Annotated in this window: 15 protein-coding genes; 9 read left to right on the top strand and 6 right to left on the bottom strand. The window is 61.7% G+C overall.

The window, feature by feature from the left end:
- Positions 1-717 precede the first annotated feature (717 nt).
- Positions 718-1,509 carry a metallophosphoesterase gene (locus CD04_RS0113610; RefSeq protein WP_031407658.1) on the bottom strand — a complete coding sequence of 264 codons (792 nt, stop codon included), beginning with the start codon at positions 1,507-1,509 and terminating at the stop codon, positions 718-720.
- Positions 1,510-2,188: 679 nt separating this feature from the next.
- Here CD04_RS0113610 and CD04_RS0113615 point away from each other — a divergent pair.
- From CD04_RS0113615 to CD04_RS0113625, 3 genes are all read left to right on the top strand, one after another.
- On the top strand, positions 2,189-2,470 hold the full coding sequence (locus CD04_RS0113615) for a hypothetical protein (RefSeq protein WP_031407660.1): 282 nt from the start codon (positions 2,189-2,191) through the stop codon (positions 2,468-2,470).
- 199 nt (positions 2,471-2,669) lie between these two features.
- Entirely contained in the window at positions 2,670-3,722 is a 1,053-nt protein-coding gene (locus CD04_RS0113620; RefSeq protein WP_081858019.1) for a replication-relaxation family protein, read from the top strand.
- A gap of 57 nt (positions 3,723-3,779) precedes the next feature.
- Positions 3,780-4,109 carry a single-stranded DNA-binding protein gene (locus CD04_RS0113625; protein ID WP_031407664.1) on the top strand — a complete coding sequence of 110 codons (330 nt, stop codon included), beginning with the start codon at positions 3,780-3,782 and terminating at the stop codon, positions 4,107-4,109.
- A gap of 77 nt (positions 4,110-4,186) precedes the next feature.
- Here the strand turns inward: CD04_RS0113625 and CD04_RS22715 are convergent, their stop codons facing one another.
- Together CD04_RS22715 and CD04_RS0113635 are read right to left on the bottom strand one after the other, a co-directional pair.
- Positions 4,187-4,996 (bottom strand): type IV toxin-antitoxin system AbiEi family antitoxin, encoded by an 810-nt coding sequence (locus CD04_RS22715; protein ID WP_051849295.1) that lies wholly within the window; start codon positions 4,994-4,996, stop codon positions 4,187-4,189.
- A 299-nt stretch (positions 4,997-5,295) separates the two neighbouring features.
- Positions 5,296-5,925: a helix-turn-helix transcriptional regulator gene (locus CD04_RS0113635; RefSeq protein ID WP_031407668.1), complete on the bottom strand. Its 630-nt coding sequence runs from the start codon at positions 5,923-5,925 to the stop codon at positions 5,296-5,298.
- Between the two features lie 243 nt (positions 5,926-6,168).
- On the opposite strand from CD04_RS0113635, the gene CD04_RS0113640 reads away from it, so the two are divergent.
- The 5 genes from CD04_RS0113640 (at position 6,169) to CD04_RS0113660 (ending at position 13,321) form a co-directional block, all read left to right on the top strand.
- Positions 6,169-6,378 (top strand): AlpA family transcriptional regulator, encoded by a 210-nt coding sequence (locus CD04_RS0113640; RefSeq protein WP_031407670.1) that lies wholly within the window; start codon positions 6,169-6,171, stop codon positions 6,376-6,378.
- Complete coding sequence (locus CD04_RS0113645; RefSeq protein WP_081858020.1) at positions 6,371-7,360, top strand: helicase RepA family protein; 990 nt, start codon at positions 6,371-6,373, stop codon at positions 7,358-7,360. The genes CD04_RS0113640 and CD04_RS0113645 overlap by 8 nt, the downstream gene beginning before the upstream one ends.
- The gene (gene repC, locus CD04_RS0113650) at positions 7,357-8,406 is read left to right on the top strand and encodes a replication protein C, IncQ-type (RefSeq protein ID WP_051849296.1); all 1,050 of its coding nucleotides are present in this window, start codon (positions 7,357-7,359) and stop codon (positions 8,404-8,406) included. Before CD04_RS0113645 ends, repC begins: the two co-directional genes overlap by 4 nt.
- A 269-nt stretch (positions 8,407-8,675) precedes the next feature.
- A complete protein-coding gene (locus tag CD04_RS0113655; protein ID WP_031407676.1) occupies positions 8,676-9,932 on the top strand; it encodes a DNA repair exonuclease in 1,257 nt (418 codons plus the stop codon).
- A 5-nt stretch (positions 9,933-9,937) separates the two neighbouring features.
- Positions 9,938-13,321, top strand: coding sequence for a YhaN family protein (locus CD04_RS0113660; protein WP_031407678.1), 3,384 nt, complete (start codon positions 9,938-9,940; stop codon positions 13,319-13,321).
- 251 nt (positions 13,322-13,572) lie between these two features.
- On the opposite strand, the gene CD04_RS0113665 is transcribed toward CD04_RS0113660, so the two are convergent.
- Together CD04_RS0113665 and CD04_RS0113675 are read right to left on the bottom strand one after the other, a co-directional pair.
- A complete protein-coding gene (locus tag CD04_RS0113665; RefSeq protein WP_031407680.1) occupies positions 13,573-14,097 on the bottom strand; it encodes a hypothetical protein in 525 nt (174 codons plus the stop codon).
- A 334-nt stretch (positions 14,098-14,431) separates the two neighbouring features.
- A complete protein-coding gene (locus CD04_RS0113675; protein ID WP_051849297.1) occupies positions 14,432-14,911 on the bottom strand; it encodes an AAA family ATPase in 480 nt (159 codons plus the stop codon).
- Positions 14,912-15,484: 573 nt separating this feature from the next.
- Between CD04_RS0113675 and CD04_RS0113680 the strand changes: the two genes are divergently transcribed.
- Positions 15,485-16,627, top strand: coding sequence for a DUF3883 domain-containing protein (locus CD04_RS0113680; RefSeq protein WP_031407684.1), 1,143 nt, complete (start codon positions 15,485-15,487; stop codon positions 16,625-16,627).
- A 122-nt stretch (positions 16,628-16,749) separates the two neighbouring features.
- Here the strand turns inward: CD04_RS0113680 and CD04_RS0113685 are convergent, their stop codons facing one another.
- Positions 16,750-17,064, bottom strand: a complete 315-nt coding sequence (locus CD04_RS0113685) for a PepSY domain-containing protein (RefSeq protein WP_031407686.1) — start codon at positions 17,062-17,064, stop codon at positions 16,750-16,752.
- Positions 17,065-17,230: the final 166 nt, after the last annotated feature.

Raw genomic sequence — 17,230 nt, forward strand, 5'->3', positions numbered from 1 at the left:
GGCGAGCGCAAGCTGACACTGCACTTGCTCTTGCTTTTGGCGCGCCAATTCACGGTTGACATTAGCCTGTTCAGCGAAAAATCCGCCGGGCCCCGGCGTCAAGTAGGCAGATGAAATAGCAAACCAATTTGGTGACGTGCCACATGGATTTCCTTGAACTTGACGCGCCGCGCTTGTCTCATTGCGAGGGGATGACGCGCAGGACGAAAGCCCCAATATGGCGCCTATCACGGCAAGGCTCAGCAGCAACCTCGCTCTTCCCATTTTTTCCCCCTCTCACCTGATTCACAAAACCCATCATTCACATCAACCCGACGGCAACCGACTAGAGCCCTAACGCCGCGGAGATAGCAGTTCCGCAACGCCGTGCTAGGTTACCCGCGCGCCGAGCGCATGCAAAGGAGCAACCGCGCCCGCCCACAGAAATGCGGTGCACATACGTGGCTCAACTCTCTTCCCTCTCAACAGCTCGTCGGCGCCGTCGCGCGCCCCTAATCGCCCAGCTTAATAGCGGACGTGTAGCTCCTGCATCGTTGCTGCGTACACCGTGAGGCGCAACCAGCGGCACCCTCACCATCATACCGGCAGGCCATCAAACACACCCGGCCTGCTGACACCAAAGGTCCTCACCTCGATGGGCCCGCCGGCGGACGGTCTGCGTCCACCTGACCGCCTGTCGGTCGGCATCCTCCAGCGGGCGCATACCCACCAGGCTCGTTACACATCAATCAAGCACACCCACTGAAACTCCGGGTTCTCAAATTCGAGCTGCAGCACGCTGTCAACCCTGCTGCGATTGCGCGGATAGCCACGCGGGTTGGCTACGACACGACAGTTGCCAACCTTGTAGTCAAAGCTATCGTGCACGTGCCCGTGTAACCAGAGGTCGGCCTTGCACACGATGTCGTCGAGTTCGCTGACGAAGCCCGCGTTCAAAGGGTCGCCCAGGTAGCGTGGATGCACGGACTGCGCGCTCGGACCGTGGTGGGTGACAACCACGGTCTTGCCGTCGAATGGAAGGGCAAGCTGCTCTTCCAGCCATCGTCGCGACTGCTCGTGGTCCTGCAGCGCCATCTCGGGCGTGAAAGCCTCGGCACCGACACGAATCGCAGAGTGGTCGCGGAGCCGGGAGCCGGCCACGTCCATCAGCTGACGCTGGGTACGGTTTGCGCGCAACCGGTAGTCGGTCCACAAGGTCGTTCCGAGAAAGCGCACGCCACCAAATTCCCAAGCACCGTTGTCCAGCACCGTGACTGAGGTGCCGCGCGCAGCGCGCTGGAGCTGCCCTCGCATCGTGGGCCAGTCCGTGCCGTAGTACTCGTGATTGCCAGGCACGTAGATGACGGGGACTGGCCAGTGCGCAAACAACTTCAGGCCCAGCAGGTCATTGGCAATGTCTCCGGCGAGCACGAGCACGTCCGCGCCGTAGGCGGGGCGAATGAGAGTCTCGCCAGGAAATTGGCGAGCGATGAATTCGAGATGGAGGTCGGAAGCGAGCTGGACTTTCATGGTTTTCTTGTAACGCGTAACCACGCGACACGGTGCACCGTGGACAGAGTGATAGCACAGAGCATCACCAAGTGACACATGTGCCGGTGGCACTGCTGGAATGAGTGATGAGACACCTGTGGGCACCCTCGCCATCGACGAGTACGCCATCCAAGTACTCCAGGCCCGACGGCTCCTCACGATTGCTCTCGATAGAAGTAGCTGGCGGACGGCTCGGCGTCCAGCCGAGTCCCTGGGCGGCGCATCTGCGGCGTGCAGGGGTCCCAGTGCTCTCGATGGCGGGCCAACGAAGGCAGAGTTGCCGCGACCGGGCACGGCAAGGCGGTGCGAACCGCCGCCGGCCCAGCGCAGCCCCCTCGAAGGAACGAGCGAGCGCCGCCAGGCGCGCGGCTGCAAGCAGCTCGGGCCCCGGGCTTTCAATGACCGAACCCAGGGGAGTCATTCGGCTGGGGCGGGAGCACGATTTTCAACGTTGAAAGTCTCCGCCCCAGGAGGCACCATCGACGGCACGGCTGCTTGAAAGACCGGGCCAGCTGCGAGGAGACGGCTGCTGGCAGGACAGTTGGTGCCGACGTCGAAAGAACAGTGGCCTTGCAAGTAGACCTGGGACGGCGGCGGTTCGCACCGGCGCAGCCGTGCGGAACGAACGCAAGGCCTTGAAGAACGTCGCGACGAAGGCGTGAGCGACGCGCGCCCAAAGCGCGCGAGGCTGCATGCGGGGGAAGAACACATTGCCCAATTCCCGCAGGTGGCCGTGCGTGAAGACCTCGACCAGACGAACGTCGGCATGGCAGCAGCGTGGTGCGCAGGACATTGGCCCCTGGTGGCGCGGTCATCGCTACACATTGGAAGCCGCCGCTGCCAGCAAGCACAGAACGTGGACAGCGGCCCCGAAAACGACACCGAGGAGCCTATGCCCAATGCCAGCATCAACGAAGACCCGCCCGCACCAAGCACGTGACACCGCTACCGGCACCACTGTGCCTCCGGCGCCATGCACCACGGGCACCACCGCGGGTGCCACTGCGAGCACGCGTAACGGCGTAACTGCTGTAACGCGTACCTGTGCCCCACTGCAGCCAATAGCACCCGTTACGGCGTTACAGAGTTACGCGCAATCTGCAACTAAGTCCCCACCGCCACGCGGCGCAACCGAGCGAATGTCCAGCCTCGCGCTCCGTGACGCCATTTACGAGAGGTCCCTGTTGCTCGCAGACCGATTTCGCGTCATCAGGACCATCGACATTGCCGCCGCCTGCTTTCCCGAGCGCACCTTCAAAGCGGCACTGACTGCGGCGCAGCGCGCCGTGCGCGGCCTCGTCAAAGCGGACCTGTTACGCCGGTACCGGACCGACCGCTTTCAAACGGTCTACGGCTTGACACAGCGCGGTGTCGATTGGCTCGCGGACCATGGCCACGATGCCGCGTCATCTGTTCGCCGGGTCAGCGACATGACGAACCCCGAGCATCGGCTTTGGGCCCAGTTTCTCGTCATCTGCGCGTGGGCACGAGGCCTTGACGCCGTCACCGAGGCTGAACTGCTGCAGCGTCTCAACGCCACGGCCAGGCCGGGTTCAACGAAGAGCGCCCAGGCAGCCACAACGCAGGGCTACATCACGGTTGACGTGCATCGCCATGGCGCAGCGGTGCGCAAGCACCTCCGCCCGGACGCAATCGCGTACGAAGACCGCGGCGGCGGAGCCGCTTGGTTCGAAGTGGACCGAAGCAAGAGAGGGAGCGACCGCCAGGCTGACCTTGCTGCGCTCATTGGTGCCATTGGCAGCAAGCTCGCTGATGGCAAGGTGCTTCGGCGCGTTGTTGTCATGTGCAAATCAGAGCGCATCGAGCGTGATGCGTTGCGCATCATCGAACAACTCGCCGCGGAGGCTAACGAGAAGGTCCTCATGGAGGGCCGGCAGCACATCAGAAGGTACGACGATGGCGTGTACGAAATCTGGACCGCTGTGCCGTTCAAGCGGGCCGATGGCCGCACGGCTCTTGTGGATGAGCGCATCGGGCACGTCATCGTGCAGATGCTGCCGACGTGGCTGCCCAAGGTACGCATCGACGCGAGCAACAAGTGGAGCACGGACGGCTGGTTTGAAGACAACTACTTGCCGTACAAGCGGCCGCCAACAACGGGGCGATGGGAGGCCCCAGTGTCGCCACTGTGGTCAGTCAACGAGTCAGCGGTCGAAGGCGCCGATGGATGATGGTTGCTACACGAAGTGGCGGCAACCATGCCGTCGTCATTCGAATGAGGACAAGACATGCAGGTATTTGGAAATTTGGCGACCGAGCCAGTTCGAAAGGAATCGAAATCGACAGGGAAGGCCTATTGGGAGTACCGGCTTTGTGAGAGCCAGCGCGGGGTCGATACCGAGCCCACTTGGTACACCGTACGGGTCATGAAGGACGCCGACCCAGGGCTCGCCAAAGGTGATTTCATCAAAGTCACAGGCAAGCTCAAGACTGACTTCTATTTATCGCGTGAAGGCAAACCGACGGGAACCCTGTTGATTTTGGCGTTTGAAGCCACGAAGCTGGCGCGCCGGGCGGCCGTCGAGGAGACTGCGGACGGTGAGGGGACGGAGGGGTAACGAACGCCGCTTTTTGAGATTGTGAGCCACCCTGCGGGGTGGCTCAATTTCTTCCTGCCGCGTCAACGTGGTCATCATCATTGCGCTCCCAGTTTCACGTTGTCGAGGACGAGCCAGGGGTGGATGGCGGCAGTGCGGGGTAGGTGCATCGACGCATGGGTCTGCAATGCGGTTATCGCGGCACGCGCGGGCAGTACCTTCCGCACCTCAGCCGCCAGCCGTTCCAAGCCCACGACCTCGAGAACATACCCCAGACGCTGTTTGAGCGCGACCTGCTGCTCTGCGGCCAAGGCTGTGCGCATCCCCGCAATCGTGAGTACAGGCTTCATCTCGGCAATGACTTCAGCTGCGCGGCGAATGCCGCCGATGCGTGTGTTGAAAGCGATGAGGTTGAGCGCTGTGGCCTCAGGAGTACTCACTGCCAAAAGGGCCGGAAGACCGGGCAACTCGGTCAATGGCGTCGACGCTGCGTGATGCTTGACATAGAAGTCCAGGTGGATACGGCCAACGTCGATGGGCCGAACGGCAAAGTCCGCGATGACCTGCGTGGCCTGGAGGGCCTGCTGCGTGGCTCCATGCAGGGCTGCGGCCGACAGCAAGCCGACGTAATAGCGCGTGTCGCGAAGCCGCAGATACGCATCAAGCCAGGCGGCCACGGGTGGCGCTCCTCGTGGCTGATGCTCAGGGGGTACGATGAGCACGCTGGATGGGCGACCTGGCAAGCGCACCACGCGAGGTGCGAGGCGTTCGAGTTGGCGGCGGGCGGCGAGGTAGGTCAAACGACAGCTCAACGTGACCTCTTCGACCGTGGTGACTAGGCGTCCTTGGGCTTGCAGCCGGTCGAGCTGGCGGGCGACGACACCATGCTCTTTGGATTCGGTTGACATCCAGATTTGTGGTGGACTTATGTCTGCAAAATGTACCGATAAACGGTACTCATTGCAAACAGTCCGATGCGCGCCCGCGCGTCATCTGTTGGTGTCATAGCGCCCGAACGCGCCCATAAAACCGGCCGCAGCGGAAGTTTGCCATGACTTGGCGGTCGCCCGCAACACAACGTCGGACCCTAGGGTACTTCGCCATCGGGCAGGCATTCATCATGCGATGAAGCAGCAATTGGAAAGGGGAGCTGAACCTTGCAAAATGGGGCGACCCCACCTCATCGGCGGGGTCGCTGCAATCAATATCAAACCTGGTGTCGACACTTCTTCGGCGCCGCATCTTCGCTCGCTTTCTGCGCGCGCATAGCCGCCATCTGACTGACAACATCCTCTGCATTCAGCTCATCTGCGAGCAATTTCCTGCCGGTGGCCTGCTCGTACATCTTGACCACGCAGTACTTCGACTGCGCTGACGCGGACCGCAGCTGAGCTGTAAGCAGCCCGGACCACTGAGGGTCATTGGCGATGTACTGCATCGCGGGCTCCAGCATCCTGGCGCCGAACCGGCCCATTTCAAAAAAATCGTCCGGCTTCAGCCGCCCCGCCATCATCAAAACTGTCAGCCGCGGCACGCGTAAATAGACCGCGCAGGCTCCGGCAAAGTCGTCAGAAATCTGGTCAACCTTGCGCAACCCGGACATCAATAAATTGATATAGGGGTAGCTGTAGCCGAGCTTTTCGGCCAGTTGCGAAATCGACTGACCGCGCTCTGCGGCACACCGCACCAGCGCTGCCATCAGCACACCACCAGGGCGCTTGAGCTGCTTCTCGTCAACTGTGCCGCTCCATGCGTCGCTGAAACGCGGTGTCTCACTGGTCACCTCACCTTGAGGGTCCGTGCCAACCGTCACTTTTTTGCTCGCTATTTTTGCCATTTCCTCGTCTCTCCTATGTCCTGGTTGCTCATCTCCGCTTGAGGGCGGCCCGTATTCCTCCTTCGTGTAGGAAGCGGCGCTCCATAGACGTTCCCGGTAGCGGATTGCAGGGGATAGGGTTGCGAGTGAATAAACGGGGTGCCTACACATGCCAGCTGAAGCCGAAGAGCGGTCTCAGCCGGCAGGAGCGGTCGGGGTCGGTCGACGTGTATGCCACTAAACGACCGGCCTGGGAAGCACGAAATGGAAGTACAAAAGTTGTTGGACTTGGCTGAACTGGCTGAGGTGCTGGGAAGGAGTCCAGAAACCATCAAGAAGGATTTGAAGCGGAACCCCCTGGCGGTACCGCCGCGACTGCAACTGCCGGGCACGCGACTGCTGAGGTGGCGCGCCCGCGACGTTGGCGCATGGCTTGGGCAATACGTGCAAGCCGTGGGAGGTCGCCATGATTGAGGCTGTCACTCCCCACACGGCGCAACCGGCATTCTCGGAATCCCTCGATGTGCGTGCGCTGCTCTCGACACCGCCGGCACCGCTCGACCACGTCCTTCCTGGTCTGCTGGCTGGTACCGTGGGCATGCTTGCGGGGCCCGGCGGGTCTGGCAAGACGATGCTTGAGCTGCAGCTTGCCATCGCCCTGGCGACCGGCACTCCGCCCTGCGCCGGTCTGTTCTCTGGGTTGATGCCGGCCAGCAAACCAGCCTCGGTGGTTCTCATTGCAGCTGAGGAGTCGAAGGAGGTACTGGCGCACCGCCTGCACGCCATCGCCGACACCCTCTTCGCGCGGCGAGAGCAGTTCGGCATCATCCTGCGGTTCGAGGAGTTTCTCGAGCGGCTACAGAAGAACCTGCGTCTGTACGCTGGGGGAACGCAGCCCTATGCCCTGCTCAACGCTGACAAGAGTCGCACCAGCGCGCTCAAGGACCTGGTCCGGGCCTGCGAGGGCGCTCGCCTGGTGTTTATCGACCCCGTGCGCCAGTTTCACGACTGCGACGAGAACGACTCGTCTGCGATGAACAAGGTGGTGCTGGCTTTGCGAGACCTTGCCGGGAATGTTGGCGCGGCGGTGGTCTTTGCCCACCACGCGAGCAAGGCGGCGACCTTTTCGGGGCAAGGCGATGCGGCGGGTGCCGCACGTGGCTCCTCTGCCTTGACCGACGGCGTACGGTGGCAGCTCAACCTCAGCCGGCTGTCGCGGGAACAAGCTCAGCGTGCGGGCGTGTCTGAGGACGTGCGCGGCCAGTTCCTGTTACTCGACGTCGCCAAGGCGAACTACATGCCCGCTCAGCCGACCGCACGTTTGCAGCGCCTGGCTGGTGGTGTCCTGGCGGTCATGGAGGGCACTGGCGGTGCGTTGACCCCGATTCGCTCCAAGACGCCCGGTGACGCTGCGCTCCGGGCGCGACAGCTCAAGCTTGCGGGGGTGCCCGCATGAGCTCGACTGCTCCCCAGCGCATCGTGCGCTATGACCCGGCGACAGGTTTGAGTCATCTGTTTCGACCGCTCGCAAAAACCAAGACACGTCCAACCCTTCATGTCGAATATTGCCCGGTTCCAGGCGGGATGAGGCTAGGCTTCAGTGCCCGCGAAGCGCTCGGCATGCCTGAGCAGACATTGCTGCTGGCGCTTCTGGAACTGGCTCAGGAGCAATATGCACACGTTGCGCGCGACGCGGTCGTCATTGACCGGCGTGCAACTGGCATTGGACAGGAGTTGTGGCGTGCCATGCATGGTGGTCCAGCTGCCATGGACGGCGAGACTCTGCACATCCGCACGTCCTGGTATGAGCTCGCCGGACGCTGTGGCAGCCGTGGAGGGCGCAGCCAGCAGTTGCGCGAAGAGCAGTTGCGGCGCCTGTGTGAGGTCACCGTCTGGGAGAAGGCCGACAACCTCCTGCACAGCGTGCGGCAATCCAAGCTCGTCACCCTTTGGGATGGCAACGATGTGCGCCTGCACCTGGCGGTGAACTGCCGCCTGGCCAACGCGGTCATGGGTGGGCCGTATGCGCAGGTTTCGATGCGCGAGCGGCTCGACTTGACGACGGACACGGCGCAGGCGGTGCACGCCTTTTTGTCGACCACGCTCCGAGCTGGGCGCTCGCTCAAGGTCAGGCTCGAGACCCTGATGCAGCGTCTCTGGGACGACAAGGGCGTGACGCCTGAGGGTACGCTGCGCGCCCGCCGCAAAGCGGTACGGGACAGCCTGATGGCGATTGGTGGACTGCATGGATGGCACGTTGAGTGGCCGCGCCCGGATATGGCCGACATCACCCGACGTGCCGTGCGGTCGCGGCAAAACCCAGGGACTATTGGCAACGCCAGGTCTGCTGTTGCGGCGCTGGATGATGGCTCGCAGGCCATTTCACCGACCCTTGGCGAGAGCTTCGACGCCACCCGATTTATGAGCCCCGTTGCCGATAGTCCATCCCCATGCACTATCGACAACGCTGACGTGGGTTATCGGCAACGCGGTGATGCATAAAAACTTCGCCGAAACATAGCCTTGCGCGTCTTCTGAGGGCCCGGACTAATTTAAACAAGCGAACCCAGGGGGCATGACAGCGCCCCTGGGTCGCATCCAGAACGGCCAAGCCCGGAACGAGGCCACTCAGGGCGCACCGAACCTCGCGCCCGCTCATCGCCAAGGTGCCCACTCCGGCCCCTCTCTGCTTGGAGCAACATGGCGCGTCAAGGCCAGGCCCAAGTGCGAGGGCTCGGCGGTAAGCTTTGGCAAACCAACCCGGAGACCGCATGCGCTTCATCCACGCCGCTGACATCCATCTTGACAGCCCGCTCACTGGCCTGAGCGCTTACCAGGACGCACCTGCGGAACTGCTCCGCACGGCCACACGCGACGCCTTCGAAAATCTGGTCAGCCTTGCCCTCGAAGAGCGGGTCGACTTTATGGTCATCGCTGGAGACCTTTACGACGGCAGCTGGCGCGATTTCAACACCGGCATCTTTTTCTCGGGCCAAATGGGCCGCCTGCGGCAAGCCGGCATTCCGGTCTATCTCCTTTATGGCAATCACGATGCGGAAAGTGAGATGACCAAGCGGCTTGCCCTGCCGGACAATGTGCATGCCTTCTCATCGGGCAAAGCGGAGACGTTCAGACACGCTGACCTTCAGGTGGCTCTGCACGGGCGCAGCTTCAAAGTTGCCGCAACAACGGAGAACCTCGTCCACACCTACCCCGACCCCATCCCGGGATGGCTCAATATTGGCGTATTGCACACCGCGCTCGAGGGCAACACAGCGCACGCCAATTACGCCCCATGTACGGTAGCGCAATTGCATGCCAAGGGCTACGGGTACTGGGCGCTGGGCCACGTGCACGACCACCAGCAATGGGGCGGCGCTTCGACGATTGCGTATCCGGGCAATCTCCAGGGGCGCCATATCCGGGAGACGGGACCAAAGGGTGCATTGATGGTGACCGCCCAAGGTCAGGACATTCAGTCGGTCGAGCGGGTCATCGTGGACGTGCTTCGCTGGGCGGCGCTGGATGTGGACGTCTCAAGAGCCAATACGCTTGCCGAGGTTGTGCAGTCGGTGCGTTTGGGCCTCGAAGCGCTGGTCTCCGGCACAGAGGGCTCCCTGACCTTGGCGGTGCGGGTGAGGCTGACCGGAAGCTCCCCTGCCCACGGCCACCTTTTTGGGCTTGAGCATCAGCTGCGCGCCGAAGTTCTGAACCAAGCCGCTGCCATTGCGCCAGGGCGCCTGTGGATTGAGAAAATCAAGCTGGAGACGCAACCCGTTGAGCCGCCTCTCCAGGTGGCTGCACGCGCCGACGCCGTTGCAGACCTGCAATCCATCCTGTCCACTGCGGAGGATGACCCCGAGTTCCTGCAGTCGCTGCGCGAGGATTTGATGCAAATGGTCGGCAAGCTGCCTTGGGATGTGCTGCACGCCCTGCCGCAGCTGGAGGCGATTCGAAACGGCGATGCCCGGAGCCTCGTGCGCAGCATCGTGCCATCCCTCGTGGCCCACGTTTCCAAGGCGGAGTAAGCGGCATGCGAATCCAGCGAGTCGACCTCATTCGCTATGGCAAATTCACGGGTCGAAGCCTCGAGTTGCCAAAGCGCAGTCACGACATCCACGTCATCGTCGGGCCCAATGAAGCGGGCAAATCCACGGTGCGTTCGGCCATCGTCGACATGCTCTATGGGTTGCCGATGCGCTCTGCCCATGCGTTCCTGCATCCGTTACCAGAGCTGCGGCTGGGCGGCCTGCTTGAGCAGGACAACAACATCCTGGAGTTCCACCGCGTCAAGGCCAATAAACAAACACTTCGCACGCCCCAGGACACGCCACTGACGGACGGGACCCTAGGTGGATATCTCGGCAACACGGACCGGGAATTCTTTTTGCAGATGTTCAGCCTCGACCATGAGCGGCTTGTCAAAGGCGGCGCGGCGATTCTGTCGGCGTCGAGCGACCTCGGTCAGATTCTGTTTCAGTCCGCTGCGGGAATCGCGTCGCTCGGTGATATTCGCGAAGCGCTCGAGACGGAGGCAAACAGACTCTGGGGCGCTCGCAAATCAGGCGACCGAGCGTATTACCAGGCGCTCGAGGCCTTTGAGGCAGCCACCAAGACGCTCAAGGACGCCACGGTTCGTGCCAAGGACTGGTCCGATGCCCAGGCCAAGCTTGCCGAGCTCGACAGCGCGCTTGGGGTTGCCAGGCAGCGACATACCGCCCTCAAGCAACGACGCCAGCAGTTGAACCGGGTCGTCGCCATCAAACCCTTCTTGTTTGAACTCGACCAACTGCGTCTTCGGCTTGATGCCTACGCGCAAACGCCGTCCCTGCCCGAAGGCAGCGCCACAACCCTCGCGGAGTCCGAACAGAAGGCGGCCGTCGCTGCGAGCGAAGTCCGGCACCACACGGCCGCGGAAGAGGCAGCCCAGGCCGCGCTTGGGGTGCTGCATGTCGAACGCAGTCTTCTGGACCACGCCACCGAAATTGTTGAGTTGAACAACCAGCGCCTGCAATACCGGGCCTATCCAACCGATATTGCGCGGCGGCAAGCCGAGATGGATGCGCAGTGGCAGGTCGTGGCGGCGCTGGTGCGGGAGATGGGCTGGGCTGAAACGGATGAGCAAGCGCTTCGAGCACGCATGCCCACCGCCATGACGCGTTCGAGCCTGGCGCACCTCATCGGCCGGCACGCCGGCCTCCATGAAAAGCGACAGGCCTCGCAGAAAGCATGCAGGGCCAAGGCCAGGGAGCTCGAAAGAGCAAAGGCTGAATTCGACAGTCTCCCAACCGAGCAAGTCCCAGTCAGACTGGTGGCGGCCTTGACCGCTGCCCAGAGTCTTGGCGATTTCGAGGGCGTCTTGCGTGAGCGGGAGGCGCTCGCAGCGCAGCGCCAGTCGGAAACCGACTCGGCGCGGCTTGCACTCCATCCCTGGAAGGGCCAGCCGGAGACCTTGCGTTCCATGGCTCCTCCATCCAGGGAGATTATCCAGGCTTTGGTTCTGGCCCAAATCCACGATGAAGCCGAGACCCGGGCCGCGGCCAAGCGCGTCGCCGAGCTCGAAGCCGAGGCCGAGACGCTGGAGCTCGATATCAAGCAGCTTCGCGACACACGCCATCCGGTGACACGCGAAGAGGTCCTTCGGGGTCGCCAGACTCGCGACCACACTTGGGCCAGCATCAAACTGGCGCCCCAACGACTCGTCGATGAGGCTCCCCTGTTCGAGCGTGAAGTGGCCGAGGCTGACGCCCTGGCCGATAGTCGGCATGACACGATTCAGGACGCAAGCGCCCTTCAGTCCAAACAGGCCCAACTTGAACGAATCACGCTCGCCATGCACAGAGCGCAGTCGGCCTTGAAGGCTCTGCGCGATGGCGTTCAGGAGCGACAGGCCCAGTGGGAGTCGCAAGCGCAGCGCTGTGGGCTCCCCGCGCTGGCCTTTCAATCGATGGGCAGTTGGTTGGACGCGCGAAGCCGAGCGTTGGAGTCGGCCGATGCGTTGACCGCCGCCACGCAGTCGCATGCAACGCAGCAACAGGCCATCGAGCATGCAAGAGCTGAGTTATCCAAGGCCCTGCAGTCTCTGGGCGTGCCGGTTCACGACGACTCACTCCACGCACTCATGGTGCAGTCCAAGAGCCATTTGAATGCCGTCACGCAAGCTCTTGGGCAGCGCCAAACAGTCATGCGGCAAATTGGTGATGCCACCCGAGACCTGGAGTCTCTTCGTCTCGAGCAAGAGAGCGACCAAGCCGCCTTCGATGCATGGACGTTGCAATGGATAGCGGCCCTGGAGAAGGCTGGTTTTGCCCAGTCGGACGTGCCGGACACGGTCGGGAGCGCGCTTCAAATCCTCCAGAAGATTGACGCAAGCCTGGAACTCATACGCAAAACCCAGGTGGAGCGCATCGAGACGATGCGAGCTGACCTTGCAGCCTTTGAGCGGGCCGCCAAGGCGCTCGCGGAACAGGCTGCCGCAGACCTTGCTGCCCAGCCTCCCGAGGCAATCGCTCAGGAGCTCGACCGCAGGCTGCGTACTGCCCAGGAAGCCGAGAGGGAACAGCGCCGACTGGGCGCCGCATTGGAGGTTGCCAAGCAGCACAAAGCTGACGCTCAGGCGCGGGTCGACCAAGCAAACGCTGCCATCCAGCCGATGTTCGAGCGCGCAGGAGCCGCGACTCACGAGGAGCTTCGCGCGGCCATCGCAGCATCGGACGAATGCAGGCAGCTCTTGGCGCGGTATGCCAAGGCCGAGGACTCGGTACGAAAGCTCGGCGAGGGCATGAGCCTGGACGCCCTGAGAGCGGAGTCCGACTCCATTGACGCAACCGCCGCTACTGCAGAGCTGAGCGACCTGGACCGGCAGGAGGAAGACCTGTTGAGTCAAGACCGCGAGCTGTCTGCAGCCAAGCAGGATGCCAAGACGCGGCTATCCGCCATGGCAGGCAGCACTGGAGGCGCGATAGCGGAGGCTCAGAGGCAGGAGGCGCTGGCGGGGATGGTGGATGCAGTCGAGCAGTATGTGAGACTGCACACGGCAGGCCGCCTTCTGCGTTGGTCTATCGAACAATACCGCGAACTCAAGCAGGGCCCCATGCTTGAGACAGCCAGCCGAATCTTTGCGCGACTGACTCTGGGCTCGTTCGAGCGGCTATCGGTCGACTTTGAGAGTGAACCGCCTAAGCTTCTGGGGCGTCGGCACAGCGGTGAGTCGGTGGGCGTCGATGGCCTGAGCGACGGCACACGCGACCAGCTCTATCTAGCGCTACGCCTGGCGGCGCTGGACCTGCATCTCGCGCAATCGCACGCGATGCGTTCATTGCCGATGACCTCTTCATCAATTACGACGATGCCCGGTCCAAGGCGGGGCTGGAGGCATTGGGGGAGCTCTCGACGAAGACTCAGGTCGTTGTGCTGACGCACCATGACCATCTGCTGCCAGCGTTCCGTGAGGTCTTTGGACGCGATGTGAACGTGGTTGAACTTTGAATCGTTCAGGGATAACGCCCAATGAGGCCCATATTTCGGCTTCGCTGCGGCTCCGACGGGCTGTGCAAGCGCCGCTGACGGTGTGGTCGACACAAGGGAAGGCGAGTCTGCGGATGTCAGATGACCGGCACGGCTGAGCAGCAAAGCCCCCACCTGCGCGGGGGCTTGGTCAAAGCTGGCCTACATCAACACTTGCTGGAGCGCATCGCAAATCGCAGCAAGTGCCCGGTGGCGGGGGCTGCCAATGCGGACCCGTTCAAACTGGCGCTCCGAGCGGGTCAGCTCTCGAAAAGTAGAGCGCGAGAACTCTGCCAGGGGCAATTGCAGGGATTCTTCGACGATGAGCACAATGCGACCAAAACGGAAATGCCCAGCCCAATATTCTTTGATGGCAACGTATCCATTCTCCGCAAATTGCTGGTCGAAGCGTTCGCTAATGAGCATGTTGAGCTCCTCGACCAACTGCGCGGGCGGACGAAGTACTGCTGTGTGTGTGTCAATATGCTTGCGAACAGCCACCGAGAAGCGCAGTAAGTCGGCAATTTTTCGGCAAGTAGCAGCAAATTCCTCTGCGTTTGCAATCTCCCAATCGGTGCTGTGAATGAAGTCAGTTCGTCCCTTGCGATGAAGGTGTAAGTACAGCTTGCCCAAACGTGCTTCGGTAATCCTCGTTGTGTGTTGCAGCGAAAGGGCAATCTCTTTCATCTCAACGACTCTCGCATGTGCTCGGCATCCAAAGGCGTGAGCACCGCAGCACGGCGATAAGCCTCTGTGATGTTGGCACTTGGCGAAAATTGCAGGCTTGAATTGATTGAGGCGGCTAAATTGGTCATCGATGGCTCCAGTGAGGTTGTTGGTAGTCGTGCAAGTGCATCTACCTACCCCGTGTAGGCCCGGTGTCCGGAAACTGTCCAGAATCATGGCGTAGAAAACATTTTTTTACACATTTCGCGATATGTGCCGTTCTCACGCTCTTGGACGCTGAAAGGCAGGCTCTTGAAATTGCCTGGCAAAGGGCTTGCCCGTTCGGCGGCACTTATCAAGTGCCCAAGACCTCCCACCGCTCCGCCATCCATTGCAGCGTCGACGCCGGCACCTTGTGCGCGCCGCACCAACGCCCTGTCGCCTCGACAATGCGCACATTGCGGCTCATCGCCTGATACGGCGCCAACTCTTGCAAGCTGGTAAAGGTGTTGCTGACCACCGTGCGCTTGCCTTCCATGAGGGCACTGAGGGTCATCGCTTGGCACCATGCGTGAGCGTCGCGCACGCGCACCGGGTCAAATGCATACACGCCGTCGCGCAAGAAAAACATGTCTGCTTCGTAGTGCTCGTAGCCGACCAACGCGAGCACCTTTGCCATCGTCGATTTGCCGCTGCCTGGCAGGCCGCGAATCAGCACAAGCTCGGTGTTAACCCTGGCTATTGAAGGGCGTGGCCGGTGCGCGTCACGCGGTGCGTGGGTGCCGCTGCCAGGGGCTGCGGTTTTTGTCGTGTTGAGGCTCAGGGTTGCGTCCATCTCGTCATCTCCAAAAAAGTGGTTGGTGACGAGTAAAGCAACCGGGTTTATGCGCCAGCCTTTACGGCTGCCTCTGGTATGGATTTAGGGCGGCGTCGGTTCTGAACTGCCGCCGAATGGACCGGCTGCGCCAAGGACAGCGAGTCAACTTGGCGACAGGCATGGGGTGCGCGGTAACGCTGTAACCCCGTAACCGGCAACCTGGGGCGCGTTACGCGGTTACACGGTTACGCCCATGCGTGACCTCACGCCCCGCGGGCATCGCCTAAATTGCCTTCAGCCGCCGTCATGGCCCTTTCGGTGCATGCGGCAGGCGCGTGAGCACGGTTTTCTGTGTCTAGGGTAAAAGCTGCATCGCAGCGGCGAAGTCCGCCCATCTCAAGACAAATACTCAGGAAAACCTCCAGAGGCATCAGGGCTCAATGCGCCGTGTATGCACTATGGGCCCGGCTCGGGCAGAACCGCCGCTGTGCTCGCAGCATCCTCAACCATGGAATGACCGTCGCAATGGATTTGCAGCTAGGCTACGGCTGAATACCCGCTCAAAGACCCCTATCTCTGCGAAGTGTCACGATGACTTCCCAGCTCTCGCGTCTTCAAAGCCCATCGGCCGTGCAGGCGGCACTTGACGAGTTTCGCCAACTCGGGCGCACAGGGTTTCTCGAGCGATACGGCTTTGGCAAGTCCCGCGATTTCCTCGTTCGTAATCCGCGCACCGGTGAGCTTTGCGACTCCAAGGCTATCGTGGGCGCTGCGTTCGGATTCCAATACACGTCAGAGGGGCCGCTAAGGCCGGCAGATTTCTCCGGCGGCGAAGCAACCGTGGTTCCGAAGCTGCAGAGCCTCGGATTCGAAGTGGTGCGCATCGGGGAGGACTGGACGCAACTGGAGGTGGACGCCACCGTCGCGGCGTATTTCGAGATGCTCGCTCTGGAGGCTAGGCAAGAGCCCTACAACAAGTCCGAGCGCAATGCCGCCCTTCGCCCACTGCTTCGAGGCCGGAGCAAAGCCTCGGTCGAACTCAAGCACCAGAACATCAGCGCAGTGCTGCAGGGCATGGGCCTGCCATTTATCGCCGGGTACAAGCCACGAGGCAACAGCCAACTCCTCCTGCGCAAATCGGTTCAACAATACATTCTGTCGAGGGCAGACCTAGTTGGCCAAGTGGTCGACGCGATGGAAGACGTGAAGACCCCGAGCGAAAAGACGTACACGGCGGTCTTGGTCGACGCGCCGCAGGTCGAGTCAGTCGCTCAGGTTGAAGCATCCTCGCGGCGGGAGCGCCTACCCAGGAAGCTCGATTACGTGGCACGGGACGAAAACAATCGCAAGCTTGGGCGTGCCGGGGAACAGTGGGTTCTTGGCTTCGAGCAGGTGCGATTGGAAGGAGCGGGCATGCCCGAGTTGTTCCAGCAAGTGGATTGGGTCTCGGACCGACTGGGCGATGGCGCTGGCTATGACATCTTGTCATACGACACGGCAGACAGTCCGCGCTACATCGAGGTCAAGACGACGAATGGACCGCACACGTCAGCTTTCATCATTAGCCGTAACGAACTCGACTTTGCCCGCGAGGCGGAAGATGCATTCCATCTCTACCGGGTGTTCCAGTTCCGAGCGTCACCCCTGCTCTATACGCTTCGAGGCGATGTGTCGAAGCAGCTGCATCTGGAGCCGATGGACTACAGGGCATCGTTCCAGAGGGCTCTGGTTTGAGGCTTCAATAGATGGCCCTGGACTCAGTCTAGGCAATAGTGGGGGTGTCCGGCAATGAAGACGAGTCTCGCTTGCCACCGCAGGCGAGAATCTCAACGACTTGCCAGAGCCCCACTCGCTCATCAGTCCTTGTTCGGACCTTCGACGCTGTTCTCCAAGACTGCGCCCGTCTTGGCGTCCACGCCGATTTCGTGCTCGGCCTGGCCGACTTTCACGTCAAACGAGTAGCGCAGACCGCTGCCGCCCTTTTCATGCTCCAGTTCCTGGTCCGTGATGGTGGCGCCGGGAATGGCCTTCAGGGCGGTGGCTCTGGCTTGCTCGAGCGTGACTTTGGCGTCCTTGGTGTATTGTTGACCATCAAAGGCATGGGCGGTGACTGCGGTACCCAGCCCGAGGGCAATCGCGCTGGCGGCAAGGAAGGATTTGCTCAATTTCATGGTGATACTCCATCAATGGTGTCGAACGATGCCTCTGCGCAAAGACGCAGAGGCGGCGCAATGCAGTTGCGTTGATAGGAGTGTCGTGACACAGACTTAGCTTATACCGAGTGGAGTATTAAGCGTGGCTTAGTCCCCTGGACGCCCATGCCGTTTGTGGCGCGTA

Source organism: Thiomonas sp. FB-Cd (genome assembly GCF_000733775.1).
Classification (GTDB): domain Bacteria; phylum Pseudomonadota; class Gammaproteobacteria; order Burkholderiales; family Burkholderiaceae_C; genus Thiomonas_A.